The sequence below is a fragment of the Microlunatus sp. YIM B11417 genome, assembly GCF_059617205.1.
Genome location: NZ_JCAMPJ010000006.1, coordinates 1 through 26143, shown reverse-complemented (window position 1 = coordinate 26143; position 26143 = coordinate 1). Strand labels below are relative to the sequence as shown.

At 71.3% G+C, this 26143-nt stretch carries 28 protein-coding genes; 14 read left to right on the top strand and 14 right to left on the bottom strand.

Features of this window, described 5'->3' with window-relative positions:
- Positions 1 to 12 precede the first annotated feature (12 nt).
- The 3 genes from AC6CCG_RS24975 to AC6CCG_RS24965 all read right to left on the bottom strand — a co-directional run bounded on the left by AC6CCG_RS24975 (position 13) and on the right by AC6CCG_RS24965 (position 1629).
- Entirely contained in the window at positions 13 to 828 is an 816-nt protein-coding gene (locus AC6CCG_RS24975) for an MBL fold metallo-hydrolase (RefSeq protein ID WP_496657470.1), read from the bottom strand.
- Positions 829 to 956: 128 nt separating this feature from the next.
- Positions 957 to 1208, bottom strand: a complete 252-nt coding sequence (locus AC6CCG_RS24970) for a DUF488 family protein (RefSeq protein WP_496657469.1) — start codon at positions 1206 to 1208, stop codon at positions 957 to 959.
- A 25-nt stretch (positions 1209 to 1233) separates the two neighbouring features.
- A complete protein-coding gene (locus AC6CCG_RS24965; RefSeq protein ID WP_496657717.1) occupies positions 1234 to 1629 on the bottom strand; it encodes a RidA family protein in 396 nt (131 codons plus the stop codon).
- 102 nt (positions 1630 to 1731) lie between these two features.
- Between AC6CCG_RS24965 and AC6CCG_RS24960 the strand changes: the two genes are divergently transcribed.
- Both AC6CCG_RS24960 and AC6CCG_RS24955 read left to right on the top strand, forming a co-directional pair.
- On the top strand, positions 1732 to 2700 hold the full coding sequence (locus AC6CCG_RS24960) for a helix-turn-helix transcriptional regulator (RefSeq protein ID WP_496657468.1): 969 nt from the start codon (positions 1732 to 1734) through the stop codon (positions 2698 to 2700).
- A 66-nt stretch (positions 2701 to 2766) separates the two neighbouring features.
- Positions 2767 to 3771: a TerC/Alx family metal homeostasis membrane protein gene (locus AC6CCG_RS24955; protein WP_496657467.1), complete on the top strand. Its 1005-nt coding sequence runs from the start codon at positions 2767 to 2769 to the stop codon at positions 3769 to 3771.
- On the opposite strand, the gene AC6CCG_RS24950 is transcribed toward AC6CCG_RS24955, so the two are convergent.
- Positions 3768 to 4379 carry a maleylpyruvate isomerase family mycothiol-dependent enzyme gene (locus AC6CCG_RS24950; RefSeq protein WP_496657716.1) on the bottom strand — a complete coding sequence of 204 codons (612 nt, stop codon included), beginning with the start codon at positions 4377 to 4379 and terminating at the stop codon, positions 3768 to 3770. The genes AC6CCG_RS24955 and AC6CCG_RS24950 overlap by 4 nt on opposite strands.
- 28 nt (positions 4380 to 4407) lie before the next feature.
- Positions 4408 to 4749 (bottom strand): ArsR/SmtB family transcription factor, encoded by a 342-nt coding sequence (locus AC6CCG_RS24945; protein ID WP_496657466.1) that lies wholly within the window; start codon positions 4747 to 4749, stop codon positions 4408 to 4410.
- A gap of 92 nt (positions 4750 to 4841) precedes the next feature.
- On the opposite strand from AC6CCG_RS24945, the gene arsM reads away from it, so the two are divergent.
- From arsM to sigJ, 3 genes are all read left to right on the top strand, one after another.
- Entirely contained in the window at positions 4842 to 5642 is an 801-nt protein-coding gene (gene arsM / locus AC6CCG_RS24940) for an arsenite methyltransferase (protein ID WP_496657465.1), read from the top strand.
- A gap of 157 nt (positions 5643 to 5799) precedes the next feature.
- Positions 5800 to 7239, top strand: a complete 1440-nt coding sequence (gene rox, locus AC6CCG_RS24935) for a rifampin monooxygenase (RefSeq protein ID WP_496657464.1) — start codon at positions 5800 to 5802, stop codon at positions 7237 to 7239.
- Between the two features lie 10 nt (positions 7240 to 7249).
- Entirely contained in the window at positions 7250 to 8209 is a 960-nt protein-coding gene (gene sigJ / locus AC6CCG_RS24930) for an RNA polymerase sigma factor SigJ (RefSeq protein WP_496657463.1), read from the top strand.
- Between the two features lie 66 nt (positions 8210 to 8275).
- Here the strand turns inward: sigJ and AC6CCG_RS24925 are convergent, their stop codons facing one another.
- Both AC6CCG_RS24925 and AC6CCG_RS24920 read right to left on the bottom strand, forming a co-directional pair.
- Complete coding sequence (locus tag AC6CCG_RS24925) at positions 8276 to 9850, bottom strand: glycosyltransferase (RefSeq protein WP_496657462.1); 1575 nt, start codon at positions 9848 to 9850, stop codon at positions 8276 to 8278.
- Between the two features lie 69 nt (positions 9851 to 9919).
- The gene (locus tag AC6CCG_RS24920; protein WP_496657461.1) at positions 9920 to 10309 is read right to left on the bottom strand and encodes a VOC family protein; all 390 of its coding nucleotides are present in this window, start codon (positions 10307 to 10309) and stop codon (positions 9920 to 9922) included.
- 65 nt (positions 10310 to 10374) lie between these two features.
- Here AC6CCG_RS24920 and AC6CCG_RS24915 point away from each other — a divergent pair, with 65 nt between their 5' ends.
- Positions 10375 to 11106, top strand: a complete 732-nt coding sequence (locus AC6CCG_RS24915) for an arsenate reductase/protein-tyrosine-phosphatase family protein (RefSeq protein ID WP_496657460.1) — start codon at positions 10375 to 10377, stop codon at positions 11104 to 11106.
- A gap of 6 nt (positions 11107 to 11112) precedes the next feature.
- On the opposite strand, the gene AC6CCG_RS24910 is transcribed toward AC6CCG_RS24915, so the two are convergent.
- The gene (locus AC6CCG_RS24910) at positions 11113 to 11478 is read right to left on the bottom strand and encodes a cupin domain-containing protein (RefSeq protein WP_496657459.1); all 366 of its coding nucleotides are present in this window, start codon (positions 11476 to 11478) and stop codon (positions 11113 to 11115) included.
- Between the two features lie 31 nt (positions 11479 to 11509).
- Between AC6CCG_RS24910 and AC6CCG_RS24905 the strand changes: the two genes are divergently transcribed.
- Both AC6CCG_RS24905 and AC6CCG_RS24900 read left to right on the top strand, forming a co-directional pair.
- Positions 11510 to 12076, top strand: coding sequence for a mismatch-specific DNA-glycosylase (locus tag AC6CCG_RS24905; protein WP_496657458.1), 567 nt, complete (start codon positions 11510 to 11512; stop codon positions 12074 to 12076).
- Positions 12073 to 12504, top strand: a complete 432-nt coding sequence (locus AC6CCG_RS24900) for a GNAT family N-acetyltransferase (RefSeq protein ID WP_496657457.1) — start codon at positions 12073 to 12075, stop codon at positions 12502 to 12504. Before AC6CCG_RS24905 ends, AC6CCG_RS24900 begins: the two co-directional genes overlap by 4 nt.
- Here AC6CCG_RS24900 and AC6CCG_RS24895 read toward each other — a convergent pair whose 3' ends face one another.
- Positions 12505 to 13170: a GOLPH3/VPS74 family protein gene (locus AC6CCG_RS24895; RefSeq protein ID WP_496657456.1), complete on the bottom strand. Its 666-nt coding sequence runs from the start codon at positions 13168 to 13170 to the stop codon at positions 12505 to 12507. It lies immediately after the preceding gene.
- Between the two features lie 60 nt (positions 13171 to 13230).
- Between AC6CCG_RS24895 and AC6CCG_RS24890 the strand changes: the two genes are divergently transcribed.
- The 3 genes from AC6CCG_RS24890 (at position 13231) to AC6CCG_RS24880 (ending at position 16484) form a co-directional block, all read left to right on the top strand.
- On the top strand, positions 13231 to 14550 hold the full coding sequence (locus AC6CCG_RS24890) for a M16 family metallopeptidase (RefSeq protein WP_496657455.1): 1320 nt from the start codon (positions 13231 to 13233) through the stop codon (positions 14548 to 14550).
- Positions 14547 to 15896 carry a M16 family metallopeptidase gene (locus AC6CCG_RS24885; protein WP_496657454.1) on the top strand — a complete coding sequence of 450 codons (1350 nt, stop codon included), beginning with the start codon at positions 14547 to 14549 and terminating at the stop codon, positions 15894 to 15896. The genes AC6CCG_RS24890 and AC6CCG_RS24885 overlap by 4 nt, the downstream gene beginning before the upstream one ends.
- 195 nt (positions 15897 to 16091) lie before the next feature.
- Complete coding sequence (locus AC6CCG_RS24880) at positions 16092 to 16484, top strand: TFIIB-type zinc ribbon-containing protein (protein WP_496657453.1); 393 nt, start codon at positions 16092 to 16094, stop codon at positions 16482 to 16484.
- 102 nt (positions 16485 to 16586) lie between these two features.
- On the opposite strand, the gene AC6CCG_RS24875 is transcribed toward AC6CCG_RS24880, so the two are convergent.
- The 4 genes from AC6CCG_RS24875 to AC6CCG_RS24860 are packed head-to-tail and all read right to left on the bottom strand — an operon-like array spanning position 16587 to position 21520.
- Positions 16587 to 19409, bottom strand: coding sequence for a UPF0182 family membrane protein (locus AC6CCG_RS24875; protein WP_496657452.1), 2823 nt, complete (start codon positions 19407 to 19409; stop codon positions 16587 to 16589).
- Positions 19406 to 19984, bottom strand: coding sequence for a PPA1309 family protein (locus AC6CCG_RS24870; protein WP_496657451.1), 579 nt, complete (start codon positions 19982 to 19984; stop codon positions 19406 to 19408). The genes AC6CCG_RS24875 and AC6CCG_RS24870 overlap by 4 nt, the downstream gene beginning before the upstream one ends.
- A gap of 16 nt (positions 19985 to 20000) precedes the next feature.
- A complete protein-coding gene (locus AC6CCG_RS24865) occupies positions 20001 to 21041 on the bottom strand; it encodes a YlbL family protein (RefSeq protein ID WP_496657450.1) in 1041 nt (346 codons plus the stop codon).
- A complete protein-coding gene (locus tag AC6CCG_RS24860) occupies positions 21038 to 21520 on the bottom strand; it encodes a molybdenum cofactor biosynthesis protein MoaE (RefSeq protein WP_496657449.1) in 483 nt (160 codons plus the stop codon). Before AC6CCG_RS24860 ends, AC6CCG_RS24865 begins: the two co-directional genes overlap by 4 nt.
- 185 nt (positions 21521 to 21705) lie before the next feature.
- On the opposite strand from AC6CCG_RS24860, the gene AC6CCG_RS24855 reads away from it, so the two are divergent.
- On the top strand, positions 21706 to 23226 hold the full coding sequence (locus AC6CCG_RS24855; RefSeq protein WP_496657448.1) for a zinc-dependent metalloprotease: 1521 nt from the start codon (positions 21706 to 21708) through the stop codon (positions 23224 to 23226).
- Positions 23223 to 23756: an NUDIX hydrolase gene (locus AC6CCG_RS24850; RefSeq protein ID WP_496657447.1), complete on the top strand. Its 534-nt coding sequence runs from the start codon at positions 23223 to 23225 to the stop codon at positions 23754 to 23756. The genes AC6CCG_RS24855 and AC6CCG_RS24850 overlap by 4 nt, the downstream gene beginning before the upstream one ends.
- Here the strand turns inward: AC6CCG_RS24850 and AC6CCG_RS24845 are convergent.
- On the bottom strand, positions 23722 to 25119 hold the full coding sequence (locus AC6CCG_RS24845) for a serine hydrolase domain-containing protein (protein WP_496657446.1): 1398 nt from the start codon (positions 25117 to 25119) through the stop codon (positions 23722 to 23724). The two genes, AC6CCG_RS24850 and AC6CCG_RS24845, sit on opposite strands and share 35 nt — an antisense overlap.
- 51 nt (positions 25120 to 25170) lie before the next feature.
- Between AC6CCG_RS24845 and AC6CCG_RS24840 the strand changes: the two genes are divergently transcribed.
- Positions 25171 to 25593, top strand: coding sequence for an OsmC family protein (locus AC6CCG_RS24840; protein WP_496657445.1), 423 nt, complete (start codon positions 25171 to 25173; stop codon positions 25591 to 25593).
- The last annotated feature ends 550 nt before the right edge of the window (positions 25594 to 26143 follow it).

Sequence of the window (26143 nt, the reverse complement as noted above, 5' to 3'; positions counted from 1 at the left end):
CTGTGCGGACCTTCAGCGGTCCGTGACCTCTCGGCCATAGCGCTGAAGCTGGCCCGCGTGGATGTCACTGACCCATTCCCAGCCGGGCTCCGGCGAGGTCACCCGCGGGTCGTCGGAGCCCTGGCCGTCGCGCAGAGCCGTGACGTACGCACGATCCAGGTCGATCCGAGTCCGGACCTGATCACCGGCGGAGCCGTGACCCGGGATGACGACGGCGACGTCGTCCGCCACCTCCTCGAGCCGGCTGAGGCCGACCAGATAGTCCTCGATCGGGTCGTTGCCGTCGGACGGCTCGTCGAGCATCGGGACGAAGAGGTCGGACAGCATGTCGCCGGCCACCAGCACACCGCGTTCCTTGATCAACAATGCCGCATGGCCCGGCGCGTGGGCCGGGTGCTCGATGATCGTGACCTCGGGGCCGTTCCAGGGCAGGGGTGTCGTCCCGGCCGGGAGGGCGGTGATCAGGCCGAACCGATCCAGCGGGGTGTCGTCGACGATCTCCGGCGGCAGGCCCTCGGTGACCCAGGTCCGCCACTCCGGGTCCGAACGCAGGTCCTGCATCCGGGCCGCACAGCGGGCGGTCCCGTAACGGGGTGCGTCGCCGAGTGCGGCGTGCCAGAGCACGTGATCCCAGTCCGGATGCGTCGCGAACCCGGCCACCACGGGCTGCCCGGCCGCGGCCAGATCCTCGGCCAGGCAGGAGAGTTCGGCGCCGGTGATCCCGGGATCGATGATCAACACGCCGTCCCGGCCCTGCACCACGACGGTGTTGTTCCGGAGCAGTGCGCTCTGATGGACCAGCACGCCTTCCGCGACCTGACTCAGCATCGAACACCTCCGCTTTTAGTTTGCAACCACTTAGCGTGACGGTAATCCCTGGGCCGGCCGTTGGCAAGCAGTTCGGCGCAGGTTTCAAGCCGGGCGGAGATGGTGGATCGCGATGCCGTGCTCCTCGATCAACCGCGCGGCGATAGCCGGCGCAGTTCGGTGGTCGGGGCGAGTTCCCGGCGGTGCACGTACGCGATCCGGGCCGCGGCCAGGGATGCCTGCAGGCGTTGCGCCTTCGCCCAGGCGTAGTCCGGTCCGCGGGCCCCGCGTCGCTGGCGTACGTCGATCAGCACGCTGACCCCGGCCTGCCGCAGCCGGGTCAGGAACGACTCGCCGTCGAAGCCGTACCCGCCGATCGTGATCATGGAAAGACTGATCATGGAACTCGCCCCTTCCACCGGACGGTCAGGCCACCGCGGTGCCCTCGAGCTCGACCAGCTGGCCGGGGATCGCCAGCCGGGTCACGCCGAGCATCGTCGTGGTCGGCGCCACACCAGCGGCGCCCAGCCGGCCGGCCAGGATCCCGTAGTGCTGGAACAGCAGATCGACGTCAGTGGTGTAGACGTTCAGCCGGACCAGGTCGGTCAGGGTCATGCCGGCGGCGGCGAGGACGGCCTCGAGGTTGTCCAGGCTCAGCCCGAGCTGCCCCGCCAGGTCACCCTCGTGCTCGGGCTTGCCGTCGGCGTTCATCGCGGTCTGACCGGAGCAGTACAGCGTCCGGGTCTGCCCCGAGACGAGCTCGCCCTGATTGAAGCCCAGCTCCGCCGACCACGTCACCGGGTTGACCGCGGTGCGTTCCATGATCACATCAACTCCATTCCTGCTTCGGATGTACGAACGCGGGCCAGCCTGGCAAGCAATCACGACATCCTCGGTCAGGTATTCACCACTACAGTTCCCGGCATGCGCGCGGACCGACTTGTGTCACTCGTCCTGCTGCTGCGGCAGAGCGGCCGGCTGAGCGCCACCACACTGGCCCGCGAGCTCGAGGTCTCCACCCGGACGGTGCTGCGCGACATCGAGGCGTTGTCCGCCGCCGGGGTCCCGGTGTACGCCGAGCGGGGCCGGCACGGCGGGTTCGCCCTGCTGCCCGGGTTCCGGACCGAGCTCACCGGGCTCAACCACGACGAGGCCCTGGCCCTGCTGATCGCCGGCTCGCGGCGCGGCACCGAGGCCTTCGGTCTCGGGTCGGCACTCGCCTCGGCGATGCTCAAGGTGGTCGACGCGCTGCCGGACAGCTATCGCGACACCGCCGCCGGCGTGGCCGAACGGCTGCTGATCGACCCGGAGACCGACCTGCTCGCCCGCCGCCTGACCGTCGACGAGGTACCGGACGCCGTCCTGGCCGAGATCCGGCGGGCGGTGCTGGCCGGGCACCGGCTCCGGCTGCACTACGAGGCGGTGGATCGCCCGGCGGCCTGGCGCACGGTGGATCCGATCGGGTTGGTGAACGTCCGCGGCCAGGGCTATCTGCTGGCGACGCGAGCGGGCGAGGACCGGACCTATCGGCTGTCCCGGGTCCGGGCCGCCGAGGAACTGGCCGAGCCGGCCGACCGGCCCGCGCGGGTGGATCTGGACCGCGCCTGGCAGGAGCGCAGCGCCCGGTTCCGGACCGGCGGGGACCAGGTCAGGGTGCAGGCCGTGGTCGCAGCGGACCGACGCGAGGAGATCGCCGGTACGGCGCTCGCGGTGATCACCGAGCAGCCCGAGCCGGACGGCCGGCTCCGGCTGGAACTGACGTTCCAAGATCAGCGGCATGCGATCTGGGCCCTCTGGCAACTCGGGCCGGACGCGGAGGCCCTGGCTCCCCCATGGCTGCGCGCGGCACTCCGCGAGCGCGCCGCGGCGATCGCGGCACGGTATCCGGAGTAGTTCCACGGCCGGATAAGATAGCCGGGCTATGGAGGTGCCCGCCTCCCCCGTCCGGAGGTTCATCCCTTGATCACCGCCGTGTCACCGCTGGTCTGGATCATCACCGTGGTGGCGCTGCTGGCCATCATCGCCCTGGACCTGCTGGTGATCGCCCGCCGCCGCCGTACGGTCTCGATCAAGGACGCCACCCGCTGGGTGATCTTCTACGTCGGGCTGGCCGCCCTGTTCGCGGTCGGGCTGTTCATCCTCCACCCGGGGCCGGCCGGCTCGGAGTTCGTGGCCGGCTACATCACCGAGTACAGCCTCAGCGTGGACAACCTCTTCGTCTTCGTGATCATCATGTCCCGGTTCGCGGTGCCGGCCCTGGCGCAGGACAAGGTGCTCTACATCGGCATCATCCTGTCCCTGCTGCTGCGCGCCGTGTTCATCGCGGCCGGCGCCGCGGCGATCGCGGCGGCCAGCTGGACCTTCTATCTGCTCGGGGCGTTCCTGATCTACACCGCGATCCGGCTCGCCGTCGAGGGCGAGAACGACGAGGCGGATTTCAAGGAGAACGCCGTGCTGCGGCTGCTCCGGCGGATCCTGCCGTTCAGCGCCGACTACGACGGGGACCGGCTGGTGACCCGGCAGGCCAGCAGCCTGCCGGGCCGGTCCGGCCGGCTGCTGCTGACGCCCCTGGTGATCGTCATCGCCGCGATCGGCATGGCGAACGTGATCTTCGCCCTGGACTCGATCCCGGCGATCTTCGGCCTGACCCAGGACGCGTACATCATCATCACCGCCAACGCGCTGGCCCTGATGGGACTGCGCCAGCTGTACTTCCTGATCGGCGGCCTGCTGGAACGGATCGTCTATCTCAACGTCGGCCTGGCCGTGATCCTCGGCTTCATCGGCCTCAAGTTGATCATCGAGGCCCTGCACGGCTCGCACATCGACGACATCGGCTTCGTCCACCTGCCGCACATCGGGATCGCCGTGTCGCTCGGTTTCATCCTGCTCACCCTGCTGGTCACGACGATCGTCAGCCTGGCCAAGACCGGGTACGACCGCCGACGACAGGAAGCCGACTAACCGAGGCGCCGCTGCAGCACGTCGGCGCCCGGCCCGCTGAGCTCGCGGGCCACGGTCGCCCGGCCGGCCAGCGCCATCAGGACGGCCTCGGCGCTCCCCCGCGCCTCCGGTCCGCGGCCGTACGCCCAGTCCAGGTCGGTGGCGACGACCCGGACCCCGCGGACGTGCCAGAACCCGCGCAGAGGCGGGGCCGTGACGGCGAACGGCAGCACCACCCGCAGCCGCTCGACCGGGATCGCCCGCGGCAGCCCCAGCGGGCGCCGGACATCCTGATGGTGGATCATCCCGTCGGCCAGCCCGACCATGCCGCCGAACTTCGCCGTCGAACCCTGCGGGGTCAGATGCGCCCGCAGGAACGCGATCAGTTCGGCCGGGCCGAGCCGGGCGTAGTCCTCCTTGGCCACGTCGTTCAGCCGGGCGAAGCTGAACCGGGCCCGGCGCAGCCGGTCGAACAGGTCCCGCAGGTCGTGATCTTCGTAGCTGATCATGTGGCACACGACGTCCCGGACCCGCCAGCCGCGGCAGAGCGACGGCGCCTCCCACTGCTCGGGAGTCAACGTGTCAAGGAAATCCGCAAGATCTTCCCGCTCCGCCCGGGCCAGGCTCATGACATCCACGAGCCGCATTCTCGCAGGGTCAGCGCGTCCCCACCGGAGCGATCAGCTCGGCGATCGCGGCGAGCGCCCCGGGCTGCAGCCGGTAGTAGGCCCACTTGCCGCGCTGCTCCCGGGCCATCACGCCCGCCTCGACCAGGAGCCTGAGGTGGTGCGACACGGTGGGCTGGGACAGCCCGATCGGCTCGATGAGATCGCAGACGCAGGCCTCTCCCCCCTCGTACGCGGCCACGAGGGAGATCAACCGGAGCCGGGTGGGATCGGCGATCGCCTTGAGCGAGGCGGCCAGCACCTCGGCCTGGTCTGCGCTCAACACCTCGCCGGACAACGGCGAGCAGCAGCCGGTGGTCACGATCGGAAGCATGGTTCGAGTGTAGGTCATGTATTGACAGACATCGATGCGATGAACCTAGAATCACTCACATCGAAGATCATCGATATGAAGGGATGTGTGTCATGGCAGGGAGCACAGGAGCGGAGCAGGACCTGCTGGAGCAGGTACGGCAGCGCTACGCCGGCGCGGCCACCCGCGTCGCAGCCGGGGACCAGCCGGCCGGCTGTGGCGAGGCCGGAGCCGCGTCGTCCGGAGGCTCGTGCTGCGGTCCGGAGCCGGTCGAGGTGACCGAGACGTTCGGTTCCGCGCTCTACGCCGCGACGGAGCGCGACGAACTCCCGGTGGCGGCGGTCGCGGCCAGCCTCGGCTGCGGCAACCCGACCGCGGTCGCCGAGCTCCGGGCCGGCGAGCGCGTGCTCGACCTCGGGTCCGGCGGCGGGATCGACGTGTTGCTGTCGGCCCGCCGGGTCGGCCCCACCGGCTTCGCGTACGGCGTCGACATGACCGACGAGATGCTCGAGCTGGCCAGGTCCAACGCGGCCCAGGCCGGCGCGGAGAACGTCGAGTTCGTCAAGGGCACCATCGAGGACGTGCCGCTGCCGGACGGCGCGGTCGACGTGGTGATCAGCAACTGCGTGATCAATCTGTCGGTGGACAAGCCGAAGGTGCTGACCGAGATGTTCCGGGTGCTGGCGCCCGGCGGCCGGATCGGCATCAGCGACGTGGTCGCCGAGGATCACCTCGGCACGGCCGAGCGGGCCGAACGCGGCAGCTACGTCGGCTGCATCGCCGGGGCGCTGTCCCGGTCGGAGTATCTGGAGGGTCTGGCCCGGGTCGGATTCGTCGAGGCCTCGGTCGAGTTCACGCATCAGGCTGCCGACGGCATGCACGCCGCCATCATTCGCGCCGCCAAACCGGACTGAGGAACGGCTCCGGAACCGGAACTCCACTCCTCCCACTTCAACATATAGCGCGACCCGGGTCTTGCCGCAAGGCCCAGGGTCTGCTGCAGAATCTCCCGTCGTGGCCGGGAAGGGCGCCAGGTGCGACCGGCCGAAACCCAAGCGACTAAGGGGATTCATGCACGAAGTGATCATTGCGGGCGGCGGGCCGACCGGCTCCATGCTGGCCGCCGAGTTGCGGCTGCACGGTGTCACGACCTTGATCGTGGAGCGCGACACCGAGCCGCCGGCCTTCGTCCGCTCGCTCGGCCTGCACGTCCGCAGCGTCGAGGTGCTGGACCAGCGCGGGATCCTGGACCGGTTCCTCGCGGTCGGCCGGTGCCATCCGATCGCCGGCCACTTCGCCGGGATCGTCAAGCCTCCGCTGGACGACCTCGACACGACGCATCCATACATCCTCGGGATGCCGCAGCCGGTGTCCGACCGGTTGCTGCTGGAACGGGCCGTCGAGCTCGGCGCCGAGGTCCGGCGGGGCGCTGCGGTCACCGGCCTGGAGCAGGACGAGGACGGCGTGACCGTCGAACTGGCCGACGGCAGCCGGCTCCGGGCGCGCTATCTGGTGGGCTGCGACGGCGGCCGCAGCACGGTCCGCAAGCTGCTCGGCGTCGGCTTCCCCGGCGAGGCGTCGACCACCGACATGCTGCTCGGTGAGGTGGCGGTCGGGGTGCCGACCGAGGAGGTCGCCGCGGTCGTGGCCGAGGTCCGCAAGACCGATCTCCGGTTCGGTGCCGGCCCGGTCGGCGACGGCGTCTTCCGGATCGTCGTGCCGGCCGCCGCGGTGGCCGAGGACCGGACCGACCCACCGACCCTGGACGACCTGGGCTGGCAGTTGCGCAAGATCGCCGGTACCGACTTCGGCATCCACTCGCCCCGTTGGCTGTCCCGGTTCGGCGACGGCACCCGGCTGGCGGACCGGTTCCGGGTCGGCCGGGTGCTGCTGGCCGGCGACGCCGCCCACGTGCACCCGCCGGCCGCCGGGCAGGGACTGAACCTCGGCATCCAGGACGCGTTCAACCTCGGCTGGAAGCTCGCCGCGGCGGTGGCCGGCTGGGCGCCGCAGGACCTGCTGGACAGCTACCACGAGGAGCGGCACCCGGTCGCCGCCGACGTGCTGCTCAACACCCGCGCCCAGATGGAACTGCTCTCCCCCGAGCCCGGCCCGCGGGCCGTGCGCGACCTGCTGGCGGACCTGATGGACCTGACGGAGGTCCGCCGGCACCTGATCACCATGATCACCGGCATCGGCATCCGGTACGACCTCGGCGACGGGCCCGAACCGGTCGGCCGCCGGCTGCGGGATCTTGATCTCACCCGGGGCCGGCTCTACGAGCGGCTGCACGCCGGCCGCGGCCTGCTGCTGGACCGGACCGGCCGGCTCTCCGCCGACGGCTGGGCGGACCGGGTCGATCACCTCGTCGATGATCAGGTACCGCTCGACCAGCCCGGCTGTCTGCTCCGGCCGGACGGCCACGTCGCCTGGGCCGGTCATGATCAACAGGAACTGCGGGACCGGCTGCACCGGTGGTTCGGCGCGCCGGGCCTGGCGGCGCGTGCTTGACTGGTGGGCGATGGCGATCAGTGCGTACGACATCGACCTGTTCGAGCGGAGCCGGGGCAGGCTGGAGGCGATCGCCTACCGGCTGCTCGGCTCTGCCACGGATGCGGAGGACGCGGTCCAGGACACGTTCCTGCGCTGGCACGGCGCGGACCGGGACCGGATCGAGAATCCCGAGGCCTGGCTGACCAAGGTGCTCACCAATGTCTGCCTCAACCAGCTCGGCTCGGCCCGGGTCCGGCGGGAGCGCTACGTCGGGACCTGGCTGCCCGAGCCGCTGCTGGCCGGCGACCGGATGCTCGGGCCGGACGAGACCACCGAGCAGCGCGAGTCGGTGTCGCTCGCGATGCTCACGCTGATGGAACAGCTGTCGGCCAACGAGCGCGCCGTGTACGTGCTCCGGGAGGCGTTCGGCTATCCGCACGCCGAGATCGCCCAGATCCTCGACCTGACCGAGCCGAACTGCCAGCAGTTGTACCGGCGCGCCAGGCAACGGCTGGCGCTGGACCGGACCCGGCGGACGATCAAGGCCGCGACCGCGAACAAGATCACCGAGGAGTTCCTCGCCGCCGCGCTGAGCGGCGATCCGGAGTTGTTGATCAAGCTGCTCACCGACGATGCGGTGAGCGTGGCGGACGGCGGCGGGAAGGTGCCGGCCCGGAGCACGCCGATCGCCGGTGCGCTCAAGATCGCCCGATTCCTGACCGGCCTGTTCCGGCCCAGCCCGTCCCGGCAGGCACTGACGGAGGACCTCTTCCACGGCACCCCCGACCTGTACCCGGTGGCCAGCAACGGCGATCCCGCCGTGGTCGCCGTGGTCGGGGACCGGGTGATCGGCGTGATCGCGCTGCAGCTGACCGAGGAGGGGGTCACGGCGCTGCACATCCAGGCCAACCCGGACAAGCTGGCCCGGCTCACCCGGCAGTGGCCGGAGCTCGATCACGGGGAGCCGATCGCCCGCTTCGGCGCCTGAGCGGGCGCTGCTGTCAGGGTTCACCGCCCGCCCGGTTCCGGGGTGTCATCTCTGGTCCGGGGCCGGCTACCGGGGCTTGAGCGGCAGCAGACGGCGAAGCCGGCGGAGCGCCCGCCGGGCCGGGCTCGGCGCCGGCCGGCTGGGGCTGGTCGTGGTGAGTCGCAGGTTGCCCGCCCGGGTCGGGCCGAACACCGCGGTGGTCGCGGCCGGGTCCCGCCGGGTCGCGTCGGCGGCCGCCTCGCCGGTCGCGGCCAACCGGTCGTCCCAGCCGATCCGGAGGGTCGCGATCGCCGCCCCGCCCTGCAGTGCCGTGCCGGAGACATCCCAGACGGCCTTCCCGCGGACCAGCGAGGCCATTCGATACGGTCGTATCAGAACATCGAAGCGGCCGGGCCGGCCGGAGGGCTCGCCGTCGACCCGTACCGTCAGCGGGTGGCCGCGGCGGCTGAACTCGAGGAACCCATGGTCCGGCGGCTCGGCGTGCAGCAGCAGCTCGAACTCGAGGACGAGCCGGACCTCCTCGCGATCACGGCGCACGTCGACCAGCCGGTACGAGGAGCGCACCGGCTCCCGGACCCGCCGGACCTCCTCGGGCAGCAGCTCCGCCAACCGGTCCGGCAGCGCGTGGACGAGCACGCCGCCGGCGACCTTCGTGGTCCGCCCGGGCAGCCAACGATTGAGTTCGACCAGGTCGCCGGCACCGCCACGGGCGGCGGTCCAGAGCCGGAGCCGCGCGACGTCGGTCGCCTCGGCCAGGTGCCGCTCGTCGAGCAACGGGAGCACCTCGGCCTGCAGGACCGCGATCGCCGCGGCCTGCTCCTCCGCCGGTGCGCCGGTGAAGGGCCCGCCGAGTCCCGCCGCGAGGGTCCGCAGCAGGACCCGGTCCAGGTACGGCGATCGTTCGGCGGGGTCGACGTGCTCCATGATCAGCCGCGTCATCCGGGTCGCCGTGAGCAGCTTGTTGCCGAGCGGCTGCGGCCGCCGGGACAGGTTGCCGCCGTCGGCCCGCTGCCGCCGGAAGTAGTAGTCGTAGTCGTCCAGCGTGGTCACCCGGGACGCCGTGAACAGCGCTGTGGCGACGAACACCTGGTCCTCGCCCTGCACCATGTCGTCCGGGAACCGCAGCCCGTGCCGGTCCAGCAGTGAGCGGCGGAACAGTTTCTGCGGACCGAGGCTGCGCCAGACCCCGTCGTTGATCAGGTCGGCGTCGACCGCGCCGGTGAGCTTGCCGGTCCGGTTCCCGTCCGGGGTCACCTTCCGGATCCGGCCGACCGTGACATCGGACTCGTGGCGATCGGCGGCCGCGACCCAGCGTTCGAGCGCCTCGTCACCGAGCCAGTCGTCGGCGTCGTGGAACAACACGTAGCGGCCGGCGGCGCGGTCGAGGCCGACGTTGCGGACCTCGCCCGGGCGGCCGGTGTGCGGCCGCGGGACGACCTGGAGTCCCGGCCAGGTCGCCCGTTCCTCCTCCAGGTACGCCAGCGTCCGGTCGGTCGACCCGTCGTCGACGATGATCACCTCGAACCGGTCCAGTCCGAGCGTCTGGGCGCGCAACCGCGCCAACGCCTCCCGGAGGTATCCGAGCGCGTCGTAGGTCGGCATGATCACCGAGACCGCAGGTGCTGCGTCTTCCCCAGCCACCAGGCGAATGTAGTCGCCGCGGAACCGATCCGGGCCGACACGACGCAAGCCGGCCCGATGAATTTCGCGTCAGTCGCTCGGCTTCCGCGGCTCGGACAGCTCGATCGGGTTGCCCGAGGGATCGTCCAGCAGGATCTGCTTGCCGCCGAAGCCGGTGACGATGTCGTTCCGGAAGGTCGCGCCGGCGGCCCGCAGCCGCTCCGCCTCGGCCTCGAGGTCCTCGGTGCTGAGCACGATCCGGTTCCAGCCGCCCGGCTCGGGCCTGCGCCCGTCCGGCATCGCCTGCGCGGCACCGCCCGCTCCGACCGGCTGGGACAGCAGCAGCCGGAGGTCACCGCGGCTCAGCGCGGCGAATCCCGGCGCCGGGTGCAGGTCGACCGTGAACCCCAACGAGTCCGTGTAGAAGGCGATCGCCGCCTCCACGTCGTCCACGATGTAGCGGACCGACACCTGAGCCATGATCGTCATCTCCCTTGATAGATCAATGTAATTTGATTCAAACACCGCTGATGTACTGTGTCAACATGGTCTCGGCCGCCGCACCACCGCCGTTCCTCGGCCTGGTCGCCCACCCGCTGCGGTGGAGTCTGCTGACCGCGCTGGGCCGGAGCGACCTCCGGGTCCGGGAACTGACCGAGCTCGTCGGCGAGCCGCAGAACCTGATCTCCTACCACCTCGGTCTGCTCCGGCGGGCCGGGTTGGTCGAGGCGCGGCGGAGCAGTTTCGACGGCCGGGACAGTTACTACCGGCTGGAGCTGCAGGCCTGCGCCGAGGCTCTGGCAACCGTGGGATCGGACCTGCACCCCGCGCTGCGGGTCACCCCGACCGAACGGCCGGTACGGCGGCGGGCGCCGGTCCGGGTGCTCTTCACCTGCACCGGGAACAGTGCGCGATCACCGATGGCCGCGGCGCTGCTGCGGCAGCAGGCCGGAGACCGGGTCCAGGTGCACAGCGCGGGCAGCCGGCCGCGGCCGCTGGATCCGCGCACGGCCAAGGCACTGCGCCGGTACGGACTCGACCTGACCGATCACCGGCCGCAGCCGCTGGACCGCTTCACCGGCCGCCGGCTGCACCACGTGATCAGCCTCTGCGACAAGGTGCGCGAGGAACTGCCCGGCTTCACCCACCGGCCCGAACTGCGGCACTGGAGCATCGCGAACCCGGCCGATGCCGATGATCAAGAAGCGTTCGACCGGACCGCGGCCGAACTCGATCTCCGGGTCCGGCAGCTCGTTCCCGCGCTGCTCGGACCCTGACCGCGATCACTCCCCCACGGTCTGCCGATCCGGGTCGGAGAAGGAGATCACGAAGATCGCCTGCTCGGTCCCGAGATTGCGCGCGTTGTGCACCTTGCCGGACGGGATGCTCACCGTGTCCCCGGGACCCATCTCGAACGTCGCGTCGTCGACGCTGTGCAGGATTCGGCCCTGCAGGACGTGCAGCACCTCGTCGCAGTTCGGGTGATAGTGCCGCGGGTTCTGCCGGCCCGGGTCGAGGTAGCACCGACCGACCGTCATCGTGGTCGAGTTGCCCTGGCGGCCGGACACCATCCAGACCAGCCGGCCCCACTCCTGATCCTCGGTGATCACCTGGTCTGCGGGCATGAGGTGCGGATCGACGTCCGGCATGGTTCTCCTCGTGGTGGCCTAGGGTGTCCGGGTGGGATTCACCCGGGCGGAGTTGGAGTCGTACCGAAACCGTACCGTCCCCGACCTGATCGGGCCGCGGGTGCTCCTGCTCTTCGTCGGCATCAACCCGGGGCTCTGGACGGCGGCCACCCAGACCCACTTCGCCCACCCGGGCAACCGGTTCTATCCCGCTCTGCGGCTGGCCGGGATCGTCGATCGTGATCTTGACCGATCGGCCGGGCTGACCGAGGACGACCGCCGCTACCTGATCTCCCGCGGGATCGGGATCACGAACCTGGTGCCGCGAGCCACCGCCCGGGCCGACGAGCTGACTCCGGAGGAACTGCGGGCCGGGCGGCAGCGGCTGCTCGACGTGATCGCCGAGCACCGGCCCAAGGTGGTCGCCGTCGCCGGGCTGTCCGCGTACCGGATCGCGTTCGGCCGGGCCAAGGCCCGGGCCGGCCGGCAGCCGGAACCGATCTCGGGAGCCGAGCTGTGGCTGGTGCCGAACCCCAGCGGGCTGAACGCGCACGCGACGACGGCGTCGCTGGCCGCCGACTACGCCGCCGCGGCCCGGGCGGCCGGAGTGATCGGATGACCGGCGAGTTGATCATCGCGGCGGAGCCGGAGGTCGGCGGGCAGGACCTGATGATCTTGTACGGTTCGGTCGGCTGGACCGCCTACACCGCGGACCCGGCGACCCTCCGGGCGGCGATCGCCAACTCCTCCCACGTGGTCACCGCCCGCCGTGGTCAACGGCTGATCGGGCTGGCCCGGGCGATCTCCGACGACGCCACGATCTGTTATCTGCAAGACGTTCTGGTCCATCCGGACGAGCGCCGGTCCGGAATCGGCCGGGCCCTGGTGACCGCCGTCCTGGACCGCTACGCCCACGTCCGGCAGCAGGTGCTGCTGACCGACGACGAGCCCGGCCAGCGTGCCTTCTACGAAAGCCTCGGCTACCGCGAACTGCGCGACTTCGGCGACGGGACGCTGCGCGGCTTCGTCAGGTTCGACCTGACCTGATCAGCCGCTGGCCGCCGCTGCCTGGTCGGCATACACCTGGGAGACGGCCTGCCGCAGCTGCGTCGCCAGCGGCTCGGCCGCGATCACGTCCTTCGCCCGCCGGCGCAGCCGGGGCCGGTCGTCGGTCGGCAGGATCTTGATCAACAAGCCGGTCGCCAGCGCCAGGGCCACCAGGACGGCGGTCTCCGGTTCGGGGCTGCCGTCCGCGATCAGCGCGTGGTGCAGCCGCTCCCGGGTCACCCGGTCCGGCCGGGGGTCCCGGATCGGCCAGGCCGTCGTCGGGAACAGCCCGAGCACCCGGCCGGCCCGCTGGTCCAGGATCCCGGCCGCGACCAGCCGGCCGGAGAGCAGCCCCGCCGGGTCCTTGATCAGCGGGCGGAACCGGAACGGGTTGATCACCTCGGCGAGCTTCCGATCAGGCTTCGCCAGCAGCCCGGCCAGCATCAGGTCCAGGACGGCGTCGCCGGTCGGCGTGGGATCGATCACGGCGGGCCGGCGCCGGCGCAGCAGTCCGTCGCTGTCCGTAGTGATCACGATCCGCCCGCGCAGCACCAGTTCGGCGGCCACGGCTCCGTTCAGGGCCGGCTCCAGGCGGCTCCGGCCGGCGATCCGCTTGCCGGTGTCCGCGTCGAGGCAGAGCAGCAGGAACGTCTCCGCGATGAGCATTCCACCACCGTACCGACGGTGCCGGCGCAACGGCCTTGGCCGATGTGCTGAGATACCGTAATGAGCTCGCCCGCATCCGAGACACCACCACCCGTCCAGCCGGACCCGTCGCCGACCTCGTACCCGATCTCGCAGACCGTGCTCGGCAACGGCCTGCGGGTGATCGCGAGTCCTGATCACGGGGCGCCGTCGGTCGCGGTGAATCTCTGGTACGACGTCGGCTCGCGGCACGAGCAGCCGGGGCGGACCGGGTTCGCGCACCTGTTCGAGCACATCATGTTCCAGGGTTCGGCGAACGTCGCCGCCGGCCAGCACATCGGGCTGATGCAGGCCGCGGGTGCGATGGTCAACGCGACCACGTCGATGGACCGGACCAACTACTTCGAGACGCTGCCGACCGGCGGCGCCGACCTCGCCCTGTGGCTGGAGGCGGACCGGCTGGGCACGCTGCTGGACGCGCTGACCCAGGAGAACCTGGACACCCAGCGCGAGGTGGTCAAGGAGGAGAAGCGGCAGCGCTACGACAACGTCCCGTACGGCGACGCGATGCAGCGGCTGATCGAGCTCACCTTCCCGGCCGACCACCCGTACGGGCACACGACGATCGGCTCGATGGACGACCTGAACGCGGCCACGGTCGAGGACGTGCGGGCGTTCTTCGCCACCCATTACCTGCCCAACAACGCCGTCCTGACCATCGCCGGTGATCTTGATCCGGAGGACGCGTTCGAACGCGCCCAGCGCTACTTCGGCGACCTGGCCGCCGGACCGGTCCCGGCCGACCCGGACCCGACCCCGCTGCCGGTGATCACCGGCCTGCCCCAGGCCGAGACCGCGGCCGCGGTGCCGGCCGAGGCGATCTACCTGACCTGGCGGCTGCCGACCCGGGACACCCCGGAGTTCGACGCAGCCGACCTGGCGCTCTCCGTGCTCGGCCACGGCCAGACGTCCCGGCTGCACCGGGCCCTGGTCCGCGGCGCCGAGCTGGCCGAGAGCGCAGCGGCGATGACCATGCCGCTGATCGGCGGCACCTCGATCGGGCTCTGCTACGCCCGCGCCCGGTCCGGCGTGACGCCGGAGCGGCTCACCGAGGCGCTGCTGGACGAGGTGCACCGGCTCCGCAACGACGGCCCGACCGAGATCGAGGTCCGCCGGGCCAAGGCCCAGTTCGAGCGGCACTGGCTGAACGAGCTGGCCCGGATCGACTCCCGGGCGGATGCCCTCGGCGAGTACGCCACCCTGCACGGCGACCCGACCATGATCAACTCCAGGCTGGCCACGTTCACCGCGATCGACCACGGCCAGATCGCGGCCGCCCTGACCGAACGGCTCGATCCCGATCATCGGGCCACCCTGATCTACCGCAAGGAGTCCGCGTGACGTCCCACCTGCCCCAGCCGCCGATCGAACCGCCGCGGGAGTGGTTGTTCCCGACCCCGGAGCGGCACCGGCTGGACAACGGGCTCGCGGTGGCGCTCTACCGGATGCCGGGCCAGCATGTGATCTCCGGCCACCTGGCGATCGACGCCCCGCTGGACACCGAGCCGCGCGATCTCGAGGGCGTGGCCACCATCTGCGCCCGGACCCTGGACGAGGGCACCCACCGGCACGGCGGCGAGGAGTTCGCCGAGCAGCTGGAGACGCTCGGTGCGGGGTTCGGCGTCGACGTGTCGCTGGCCGGGCTGCAGGCGGTGCTCGACGTCCCCGCCTCCCGGCTCCGGCCGGCCCTCGACCTGTTCGCGGAGGCGGCGATCGAGCCGGCCTTCGCCGCCGGCGATGTGGAGCGGCACGTCACGCTCCGGCTGGCCGAGATCGACCAGGTGTACGCCAATCCGGCCCAGTCGGCCAGCGTCGCGTTCCGGTCCGGCGTGTTCGCCCCCGAGAGCCGGGCCAGCCGGATGAACAGCGGTCTGCCGGACACGGTGGCCGCGGTCACCGCCGAGGCCGTCCGCACCTTCCACCATGATCATTTCCGGCCGGACCGGGCCACGCTGGTGCTGGCCGGCGACTTCGCCGAGGATCCGCTGCCGATGATCACCGAGGCGTTCGGTGCCTGGGCCGCCGCCGATCCCGGGCAGCCGGCGCCGGAGCACCGGGCGCCGCAGCCCGCTCAGCCGCGCGCGGTGATCATCGATCATCCGGGCGCGGTCCAGGCCGACCTGCGGCTGGGCGGCTTCGGGATCGACCGGACCGACCCGCGCTGGGCCGACGTCACGGTCGCGGGCTACGCCGTCGGCGGGGCCTTCCTGTCCCGGCTGAACGCGGTGCTGCGCGAGGAGCGCGGCTACACCTACGGCGTCCACCTCGCCTTCGGCCCGCTGCGCCGGGCCGGCTCGTACGCCGTCCAGGGGGCGTTCCGGACCGAGGTCGCCGCCGCTGCCCTCGCCGAGGGCCGGGAACTGCTCGATCTCGCCGAGAAGCCGATCACGGCCGACGAGGTGCGCGACGCCGTCGCGTACTACACCGGCGTCTCGCCACTCCGTTACGCGACCGCCGACGGGGTCGCCGACCAGGCCGGCAGCCAACTGCTGGCCGGGCTCGACGATGATCACCTGAACCGGAGCCTGGCCGCGCTGCGGCAGGTGACGCCGGAGTCGGCCACCGCCGGCTACCGCTCGGTGGTCGACCTGGACCGACTCAGCCTGGCCGTGGCGGGCGACGCGGAGACCCTGGCCGAGCCGATCCGGGCGCTCGGCTACGACCTGGTGGTGCTCGAACATCCCTGACCCCTGTGGGGGCCGCGGCAGTGGTGTGTCGCGGCTAAGGCGTGGTGTCTGGCGGCGTCTGGGTGCGTGCATCGCTAGGCCGACGAGGGAGGGCTACCGGGTCGTAACGCGACCGAAGTCGAACGACGCGAGGTGCGTGCCCAGGCGTCGCCAGACGCCGCGACTTAGTCGCGATACACCACTACCCTGGTCCGCATGCAATGTCCCGTGGACCAGACCGTCCTGCAGATGTCCGAGCGCCAAGGCATCGAGATCGACTACTGCCCGACCTGTCGCGGGGTGTGGCTCGATCGCGGCGAACTCGACAAGATCATCGAGCGCGACAACGCCGGGAGCGCCCCGGCGCCGCGGCAGGACCCGCCGGCCACCGCGCCGACCCAGGCCCAGCCGGTCCGGCCGCCGGTCGCGCCGCCGCCGGATCCGTACGAGAGCGTCGGGTATCCGCAGCAGGGCTACCAGCAGCAGCGCTACCGCTACGGCTCCCCTGGCTCGCCCGACTCCCCGGACTACCGGCACGGCGGCTACCAGCAGGGTCACCGGCGCCGCCGCAAGGGCGGCTTCCTCGGCGACCTGTTCGACTTCGACTGACCGACACCGGACCGCACGCGCTGAGGGCCGTCACACCGCACGCGCTCTGAGCCTGTCGAAGAGCATCGGGCTCAGGCCCTTCGACAGGCTCAGGGCGCGGTGCTACTTGTTCAGCGCGTCCTCGGCCCGCTTGATCGCTTCCTGGGCTTCCTTGATCTTGGCCTGGTAGCCCGCCAGGTCACCCTTCTTCAGGGCCGCATCGGCTTCCTCGAACGCCTTGTTCGCCGCCGCGATCGCGGCACTGGCCGCCGGGTTGTCCGGGTTGCCGCCACCGGGCTTCGGCGGCGTGTCCCCGCCCTCCTCCTCGGTGTTGGCGCCCGCGTCGCCCTTGAAGACCTGGTCCAGCGCATCCTGAAGGGTGTCGCCGATCGCGACCGACGAACCGAACCGAACCAGCACGAACCGCAGCACCGGGTACGCGCCCGTGCTGCCCTGCCGCTGCGTGTAGACCGGTTGCACGTACATCAGCCCGCCACCGACCGGCAGGGTCAGCAGGTTGCCGAACTGGGCGGCAGCGGTGCCCTGCTGGAACGGGCGAAGTCGTTCCGCGACCACTTCGTTGGAGTTGAACACGTTCGCCGTCTGTCCGGGCCCGTCGATCTGGGTCTGCGCGGACATCCGCAGGATCCGCAGCTGACCGTAGTCCGGGCTGCTGGCGTCGGCGTTCACCGCCATGTAGGCGGCGAGGTTCTGCCGGCCCTCCGGCACGTAGGTCGAGGTCAGCGAGAACACCGCCGACTCGTCACCGGGCCACTTGATCGACAGGAAGTTCGGGGTCTCCTTCGAACCGGCCTGCTGCGGATCGTCCGGCACCCGCCACAGATCCGAGTTCTGGTACCAGTTCTGCGGATCCGTGACGTGGTAGCGGGCCAGAATCTCGCGCTGGACCTTGTACATGTCCTGCGGGTACCGAAGGTGCTTGAGCAGGTCGGCCGAGATCTCGGTCTTGTCCTTGACCATGCCCGGGAAGGCCTTCTTCCAGGTCTGCAGCACCGGATCGCTGTCGTCCCAGGTGTAGAGCGTCACCGTACCGTCGTACGCGTCAACGGTCGCCTTCACCGAGTTGCGCATGTAGTTGATCGACGAGTTCGGCTGCGACGGCAGCCCCATCTGCGTCCGCGAGTCCGACGTCGCATCCTCCAGCGAGACCCGCTGGCTGTACGGGTAGGAGTTGGAGGTCGTGTAGCCGTCCGCGATCCACACGATCCGGCCGTCGACCACGGCCGGGTACAGGTCGCTGTCGACCCGGAGCCACGGTGCCGCCTTCATCACCCGTTCCCGCGGGTTGCGGTCGTAGATGATCTTGGACTCGGGATTCAACTCGGTGGACAGCAGGATGTTCACGTCGGCGAACTTGGCGGCATAGAGGATCCGGCTCCACAGGTCGCCGATCGGCACCCCGCCCTTGCCCTCGTACGTGGTCGTCGCCGGGTTGCCGCCCTCGCCGCCCGACGGGGTGTCGAACTCGACCGGCGCCATGCCCTCCGGGGCTCCGACGATCGAGTAGTCCGTCTGCTTCTCGCCGAAGTAGATCCGCGGCTCGTACTCGGTCAGTTTGCCGGTCGGCGGGATGTCCCGGACGATCCACTCCGGCTCCCCGCCGGGCTGCCGGCGATTGCCGTAGGCGGCGACCAGACCGTAGCCGTGGGTGTAGACCCGCTTCAGGTTGTTCCAGTTCTGCGCCTCGATGCCCTGGTGGTTCATCTCCCGGACCGCGACCACGGCATCGGTCTCGGCGCCGTCGATCGTGTACCGGTCGACGTCGAGGATGTCGCTGAACGAGTAGTAGCCGCGAACCTGCTGCAACTGCTCGAACGCTGGGCCGATCCGGGAAGGATCGATCAAGCGGATGCCCGGCAACGCCTCGGCATCGGCGCGCAGCTGCCCGGCCGTCGCCGTCGTCTTCGCCGAGTAGTCGGCCATCTCGACGTCCGCCACGCCGTACGCGGCCCGGGTGGCCTCGATGTTGCGTTCGATGTACGGCCGCTCCCGGACCGGCTCATTGGCCCGGACCTGGAGCAGCTGGACGCCGGCCGGGTAGACCACGCCGAGGATGATCGCCGAGAGCACCATCAGGGTGAGCCCGATGATCGGCACCGACCAGCGGCGCAGCGCGGCGTTGGCGAAGAACAGCAGCGCACACAGGCCGGCGATGATCGCCAGGATCACGTCGGCGTTGCGGGTCGCGTTGTCGGCCGTGTAGTTCACGCCGGTGAGGATCGTCGCGTCGGCGATCATGAGCCCGTACTGGTCGAACCAGTAGCCGACGCCGCGGGTTAGCACCGCCAGGCCGACCAAGATCGACAGGTGGGCCTGCGCGCCGGGCGTGCCGCCGCGGGTCGGCCCGGTCAGCCGCAGCCCGCCCATCAGGTAGTGGATGATCGCCGCCGCGGCCGCGCTGAACAGCAGCGCGACGAACACGAAGGACAGCGCGAACCGCCACCACGGGTAGTCGAAGACGTAGAAGCCGATGTCGAGGTTGAACACCGGGTCGGTGGTGCCGAACGGCGTCGAGTTGCGCCAGGCCAGGTAGGTGAACACCTGGCCGCTCGCGGTGGCGCCGGCGAACAGGCCGACCACCACGCCGAGCCCGACGATCACCCAGACCAGCCGTGCCTCCAGCACCTCCCGGTAGCGCTCCAGCAGCGGGCTCGACGGGCCGGCACCGCGGACCCGCGGCCGCAGCCGGTACGCGATCGCGGCGTTGGCCGCGACCACCGCCGCCATCAGCAGCCCGAACGAGGCGAACAGCCCGATCCGGGTGATCAACATCGTGTTGAAGACGTCGCCGAAGTCGAACGAGACGTACCAGAGCCGATCGGTCCACACGTTGGTGAAGATCGCGAACAGGATCACCAGCACGGCCGCGATCACCAGCGTGGGCAGCAGGGCGCTCCGGGGCCGGCCCAGCCGAATCGTACTCACGGTCTCTCCTCACCATCAGGCTCGTCGCTTTTCAGCGTATGCGCTAGTGCCGCGCCAAGTCCGGGCACCAGGTCCGGTGCCGCCAGCAGGTCCTCCGGGCGCGAGGTCAGCCGGGCCACACCATGCCGATGACCGGCCCGGTCGACTCCGACCACGACCCGGACATCCTGCCGGTCCGGGTGCTGATTGACGAATTCGGCGGCCTGGTCCGGGTCCTCCGGCAGGTCCGCCTCGGCCGCCGCCGGCAGGAAGGTCCGCTCCGCGGCGATCGCGCAACCGAACACCGGATCCGGCCAGATCACCGGCGCCAGGTCGGCGACCAGGTCGCCGGTGCTCTGGAAATGATCTTGCTCGATCGCGGTCAGCGCATCCTCCGGGGCGCCGTCGGCGCTGCCGCGCAGGCCCATCCGCTCGACCAGTCCCGGCTCCGCGGCGATCACGTCGTCGGTGCGGACCAGGGCGAACAGCCTCGGCGGCTGGTCCCAGCCGGCCTCCCCCACGTGCCGCTCCAGTTCGATCAACGCCGCGACCAGAGCCTCGTCGGCCTGGCCGGGTCCCTCGGGATCCGTACTCATCGCTTCCTCATCCGCATCATCCGCATCGGGGCAGGCTCTCCGGCCGGTCCAGCCGGCCCAGCGAGTCGATGCCGTCCTGCAACGTCGTCACCTTGATCAACTCCAGATCGGTCCGCAGCCCGGCCAGTTCGGCGCAGTTGGGCGCCGGCACCAGGAACACCGTGGCCCCGGCGTCCTCGGCCGCCGTGATCTTCTCCTGCAGCCCGCCGATCGCCCCGACGTTGCCGTCCGGGTCGATCGTCCCGGTGCCGGCGATGTGCCGGCCGGCCAGCAACTCCCCCGGCGTGATCTTGTCGTAGATGGCCAGGGCGAAGACCAGCCCGGCGCTCGGGCCGCCGATCCGGTCACCAAGATCGAACTGGATCTGCGGATCGTACGCATAGCCCAGCCCGATGGTGATCCCGACGATCGGCACCCCGGGGTCCGTCTTCGACTCGATCGTCTGCACGACGACCTTGACCTTGCGATGATCACGCAGCACCTCGAACGGCACGCGGTAACCGACCCGGTGCTGCTTGATCAGGGCGCCGGCCTGGTCGACCTGACTGACCGGCTGACCGTCCACCGAGATGATCAAGTCGCCGGGCAGCAGTCGATCATGGGCGGGCCCGTCGACGATCACCGAGGACACCACCGGCATCGCCCGCACCGGCTGGTTCGCGGCCCGCAGCGCGGCCACGATCGCGTCGTGCTGCGCCGTCTCCATGCTGATGGTCTGTTCCTGCTCGGCCTCCTCGGCCGAGGTGCCCTCCCGGTAGACGCTGGCCCGCGGCAGCGCGTCCCGGCCCGGCAGCCAGTACGACAGCACGGCCTCCGGCAGGCTGACCCGGGCGTCGACCCGGGACACCGAGACCGTGGTCAGGTCGAGCCGCCCGCTGGTCGGGTAGGTCGGCGTGTCCTTGATCGTGATGATCGGCGCGCCGTTGACCTCGCCGAGGGTGTCCTGGACCCCGCCCGGCGACCAGGACACGAACGGTGCCGGGACGAACACCAGCAGAGCCGTCAACGCGATGAACACGGCCGCCGAGCAGAAGGCCGTCCAGGTCTGTTTGGTCACCCGACGACTCCGGCCGACGGGGACCCGCTGCTCCGGTCGCCGGTGGGCCGGTCCTCGCTCGGCAGGCCGATCCAGGAGGTGTCGCCCGCCGCGTACTCCTGTTCCTTCCAGATCGGCACCTCGGCCTTGATCCGGTCGATCAGCTCGTGGCACACCTCGAGCGCCTCGGCCCGGTGCTCCGCGCCGACCGCGACGACCACGGCCAGGTTGCCGATCTCGAGCCGGCCGGTCCGGTGCTCCACCGCCGCCGTGAGCACGTTGCGGTCCGCTGCCGTACGCCTGATCAGGTCGGTCAGCACCGCCTCCGCGGACGGGTGCGCGGTGTAGTCGAGCGTGGTCACCTCGCGGCCCTCGTCGCGTCGGCGCACCGTACCGACGAAGAGCCCGATCCCGCCGACCCGCTCGTCCGCGACGGCCGCCAACACCCGATCGACGCTGAGCGGTGACGGGGTGATCTGGACGTGCCGGACGGCAACCATGCGCAGCACCCTACCCAGCCGCCCTGTGGACCGAACGGGGCGGACGGTGCGCTCGGGCGATTCTCAGGAATCAGGCTTCGCGCGCACCACCGGACTGTGCGCTGTCAGCGATCAGGTACGGGGTGCTCGGGCGTCGCCGCGTACGGTGGTGGGAAGACGTCAACGAACCGAACGAGGAGATGGCCATGGCCCAGGATCGTCGCCCCGACGACCAGCCGGACCCGGACCGCGAACCCGACGAAGGGACCGGACCCGACGAGGCCGCGCGTTCGGAGCAGCCGGGCGCGGGCAAGCCGGGCGACGGTCCGGCCAATCCGCTCGAGGCGCTGTTCTCACAACTGTCCGGCGGCTCCGCGGGACTCGGCGGCAAGCCGGGCGAGCCCGGTACGCCGCAGGACATGAACGCCCTGATCGGCCAACTGCAGAACGCTTTCGCGATGCTCGGCGGGTCCGGCTCGATCTTCTCCCAGACGCCGGAGAGCGGCTCCGGGGTCAACTGGGAGGTGACCAAGGACACGGCGCGCAAGGCGGTCGCGGCGCTCGGTCCCGATCCGACCCCGGACGACCGGCAGCGCCGCGACATCGACCAGGCCGCCTCGATCGCCGAGGTGTGGCTGGACGAGGCGATGATCTTCCCGCGCACCGCCGGCACCATGCGTGCCTGGAGTCGGGCCGACTGGATCGAGCAGACGCTGCCGGTCTGGCGCCGGCTGGTGGAGCCGGTCGCGAGCCACATCGCCGACGCCATGGAGGGCGCGCTGAGCTTCAGCCTCGACTCCGAGGAACTGCAGCAGCTGCCGCAGATGGCCGGCCTGGAGCAGATGCTGCGACCGATGCTGCGGACCTCCGGCGCCTCGATGTTCGGCCTCCAGCTGGGCCAGGCGCTGGGCCGGCTGGCGACCGAGGTCGTCGGCGCGACGGACATCGGCCTGCCCCTGAGCAAGCCCGGCCAGGCGGCGTTGCTGCCGACGAACGTCGAGGCCTTCGGCGAGGGACTCGACCAGGGTCCGAGCGACGTGCTGCTCTACCTGGCCCTGCGAGAGGCGGCCAGGCAGCGGCTGTTCGCGGCCGTCCCGTGGCTGCGTGAGCAGGTGCTGGCCCTCGTCGAGGAGTACGCGCGCGGCATCACCATCGACACCTCGGCGCTCGAGGAGGCGGTCGGCCAGATCGACCCGAACAACCTCGAGGAGCTCGGCCGTTCGCTGGAGGGCGGGCTGTTCGAGCCGCAGAAGACGCCGGAGCAGAAGGCCACGCTGGACCGGCTGGAGACGATGCTGGCGCTGATCGAGGGCTGGGTGGACCACGTGGTGACCCGGGCCACGTCGAAGTGGATGCCGGCCGCGGACGCGCTGGCCGAGACCGTACGGCGGAACCGGGCGTCCGGCGGCCCGGCCGAGGCGACCTTCGCGACGCTGGTCGGCCTGGAGCTCCGGCCACGGCGGATGCGGGATGCGGCGAACCTGTGGGCGGCGCTGACCGAGGCCCGCGGCGTCGACGGACGGGACGCGGTCTGGTCGCACCCGGACGTGCTGCCGACCTCGGCCGACCTGGACGACCCGCTCGGCTTCGTCTCCGGCGAGACCAAGTCCGACGACACCGACTTCGACGCGGCGCTGGCCGAGTTGCTGGACGCCGAGGAGCGGCGCGACGACCAGCAGGATCAGCGGGACGACGATGATCATGACGGCGGGACCGGCAAGGAGTGAGCCTGCTCGACAGCTGCCGCGACGTGCTGTCCGGCTGGCGGCCGGCCGACCCCGACCAGGAGTCGCTCCGGCTCGCGTACCTTGATCATCTGCGGGCCCGGCCGGACGGCTGGTCGCGTGACTGTCCGGGGGCCCACCTCACCGCGAGCGCGTTGATCAAGGCGCCGGAGACCGGGCAGGTGCTGCTGGTGCTGCACCGGAAGGTCGGGCGCTGGCTGCAGGCCGGTGGCCATCTCGAGGCCGGCGACACCAGCCTGCCCGGGGCCGCCCTGCGGGAGGCGACCGAGGAGAGCGGCCTGTCCATGATCACGATCGATCCCGTCCCGCTCCGGCTGTCCCGGCACCGGGTCGCGTTCTGCGGTCCGGGCGGCAGTGATCATCTCGATGTGCAGTTCCTCGCCACGGTGGCCGGCCGGCCGGACCCGGTGGTCAGCGACGAGTCCGACGACGTCCGCTGGTTCGATCCCGATCAGGTCCCGGCCGACGACGCGTCGGTCACCTCGCTGGTCGGTGCGGCGCTGCTCCGCTGAGCCGGCGGAACGGAAGCTCCTGGCCGCTCACCTCGATCCGCCCGGTGTCGGCCGGTCCGCCGGCATCGTCGAGGTCGAAGACGAAGTCGGCGTTCTGCGACGGCAGGAACAGCCGGTGCGCGGACGCGGCCGGCAACGACTCCGGATCCTCCCCGGGCTGCGTGATCATGAGGGACTCCGGCCCGGCCGCCACGGTGAAGATCGTGCCGCTGCCGTACGCGTAGCTGCCGGTCAGCCGTTCCTGCTGGGCCCGGTCCAGAGCGATGGCGGTGCGCCTCCGCGGCCCGAAGTCCGGCCAGCCGTAGTGCGTCGCGATGCTGCCGAGCAGGCTCTCGATCAACTCCCGGCCGCGGGCGCCGTTGGTCAGCACGACGGCGCCGTCGCCCGGCCCGAGGTAGCCCACCAGCTGGCCGACGAAGCCCTCGGTGTCGCCGCTCTTGCGGACGTACGGTCGGTCGGCGCCGCCGCGGTCGAAGCCCGGGGTGTGGCCGGGCACGGTCTCGGCGAACAGCTCCCGTACCGGCGTGGCAGCGAGCACGCCGGGCCGGCCGGCTTCGGCCTGCTGCAGGGCGGCGACGAAGCGGCCGAGATCGGCGGCGGTGGTCCACAGGCCCGCGGCGGCCGCGGCCGGGTAGCGGTACGGGCCGCCGGCGAGCGGCACCCCGCCGGCAGCGTGCGGTTGCGCGGCGCCCGGCGGCGGCTGCTGGCCGAAGCTGCTGTCCGTCATGCCGAGCGGCTCGAAGATCACCATCCGCAGCACCTCGTCGAACGGCCGGCCGGCGGCGTCCTCGACCAGCCGCTGGACGATCGCGTACCCGCCGCCGGAGTAGTGCCAACCGCCGACGTGCTCCGGCTCGATCCGGACCGGCGGGGTGTCGGCGGGCGGTACGCCGTCGATGACCTCGGCGAGGGTCGGCACCGCAGTGCCGGCCGCGTGGCCGCGGAAGCCGCGCACCGTCGTCCCGGCCGTGTGGGACAGCAGGCCGCGCAGCGTGACCGGCCGGCCGCCCGGGTCGGCGGGCGGCCGCCAACCGCGGGCGAGGCGCGCGATGTCGGTGTCGAGCGGGAGGCCCAGCTCCGCGGAAGCGATCAGGACACCGGCCGCCGTGACCGCCTTGCTGATCGAGCCGGCCTGGAACGGGGTCCGCTCCGTGACGGCCGGACCGTCCGGGCCGGCGCTGCCGTACCCCTTCGCCCAGGCCGGCCGACCGTCCCGGACGACGGCGACGGCCACGCCGGGCACGCCCAACCTGCCCAGTTCGGTCTCCAGCGCCCGCGCCGCCACCGGCTGCCCCGTGACGACGACGGCCGGCCGCAGGCCCGTCTCGATCGCGTGTTGATCATCCGCCGCGTCCTCGCTCACCCGGCGAGCCTACTGATCATGATCGGCGGCCGGCTCTGGCAGGGTTGGCCCATGGCGAACGACTCGACGCACCGCTCCGTGTCCCTGTCCCGGGCCGCCGACGGCTCCTTCACGGCCACCAACGTCCGCGGCGGCACGGTCACCCTGGGATCGGCGGAGGACGACTTCACCCCGGTCGAGCTGCTGCTGGCGGCGATCGCCGCCTGTACCGCGGTCGACGTCGGTACGGTGACCGCGCGGCGGGCCGAGCCGGAGTCGTTCCGGGTGGATGTCGACGCGGAGAAGGTCCGCGACGAGTCCGGCAACCGGCTGACCGACCTGACCGTGACGTTCAACGTGACCTTCCCCGACGGCGAGGCCGGCGACGCCGCCCGCGAGGTGCTGCCGAAGATCGTCGCGCAGTCCCACGACCGGCTCTGCACCGTCGGCCGGACCGTCGAACTCGGCACGCCGATCGCGACCCGGATCGAGTGAGAGCGGCGGACCGGAGTTGCCACTCCGCTCCGATCCCGCCAGACTGGCCTTCCTGCGGCGCCGCAGTGAGGCCGCGCTTGGCGCTGGCCTCGCCGCCTCACCTTCCCCCGAGGGTGGGGCGGTTTTATGCCCACCGAGGCGGTGATCCCATCCTCGCTCTCCGCCGGCCACGGACCCCAGTGCCCACCGACCCGCTGCTCTGCATCTCGCCGGTCGGTGACCCACAGTGCCCGCCGGCTGGACGCTGAGCATCCGTCGCTCCACCCCGTACCGGCATCCCCCGACCCTTCACACCAATCCGACGCCGGACACCCGCAAACCCGCCGACACCCACCACACACCCACGCCCCATCCCCACCCGCACACCCGCCGACACCCACCACACACCCACGCCCCATCCCCACCCGCACATGAAGCGTCACTGAAGCGTCACGGGTTTGGGGTGAAGCGTCACGGGTTTGGGGCCGGTCCTTTACGAGAGGATCGGTGTCATGCCGAAGCAGTATCCGAAGCAGGTCCGAGACCGTGCGGTCCGGATGGTTCAAGATCA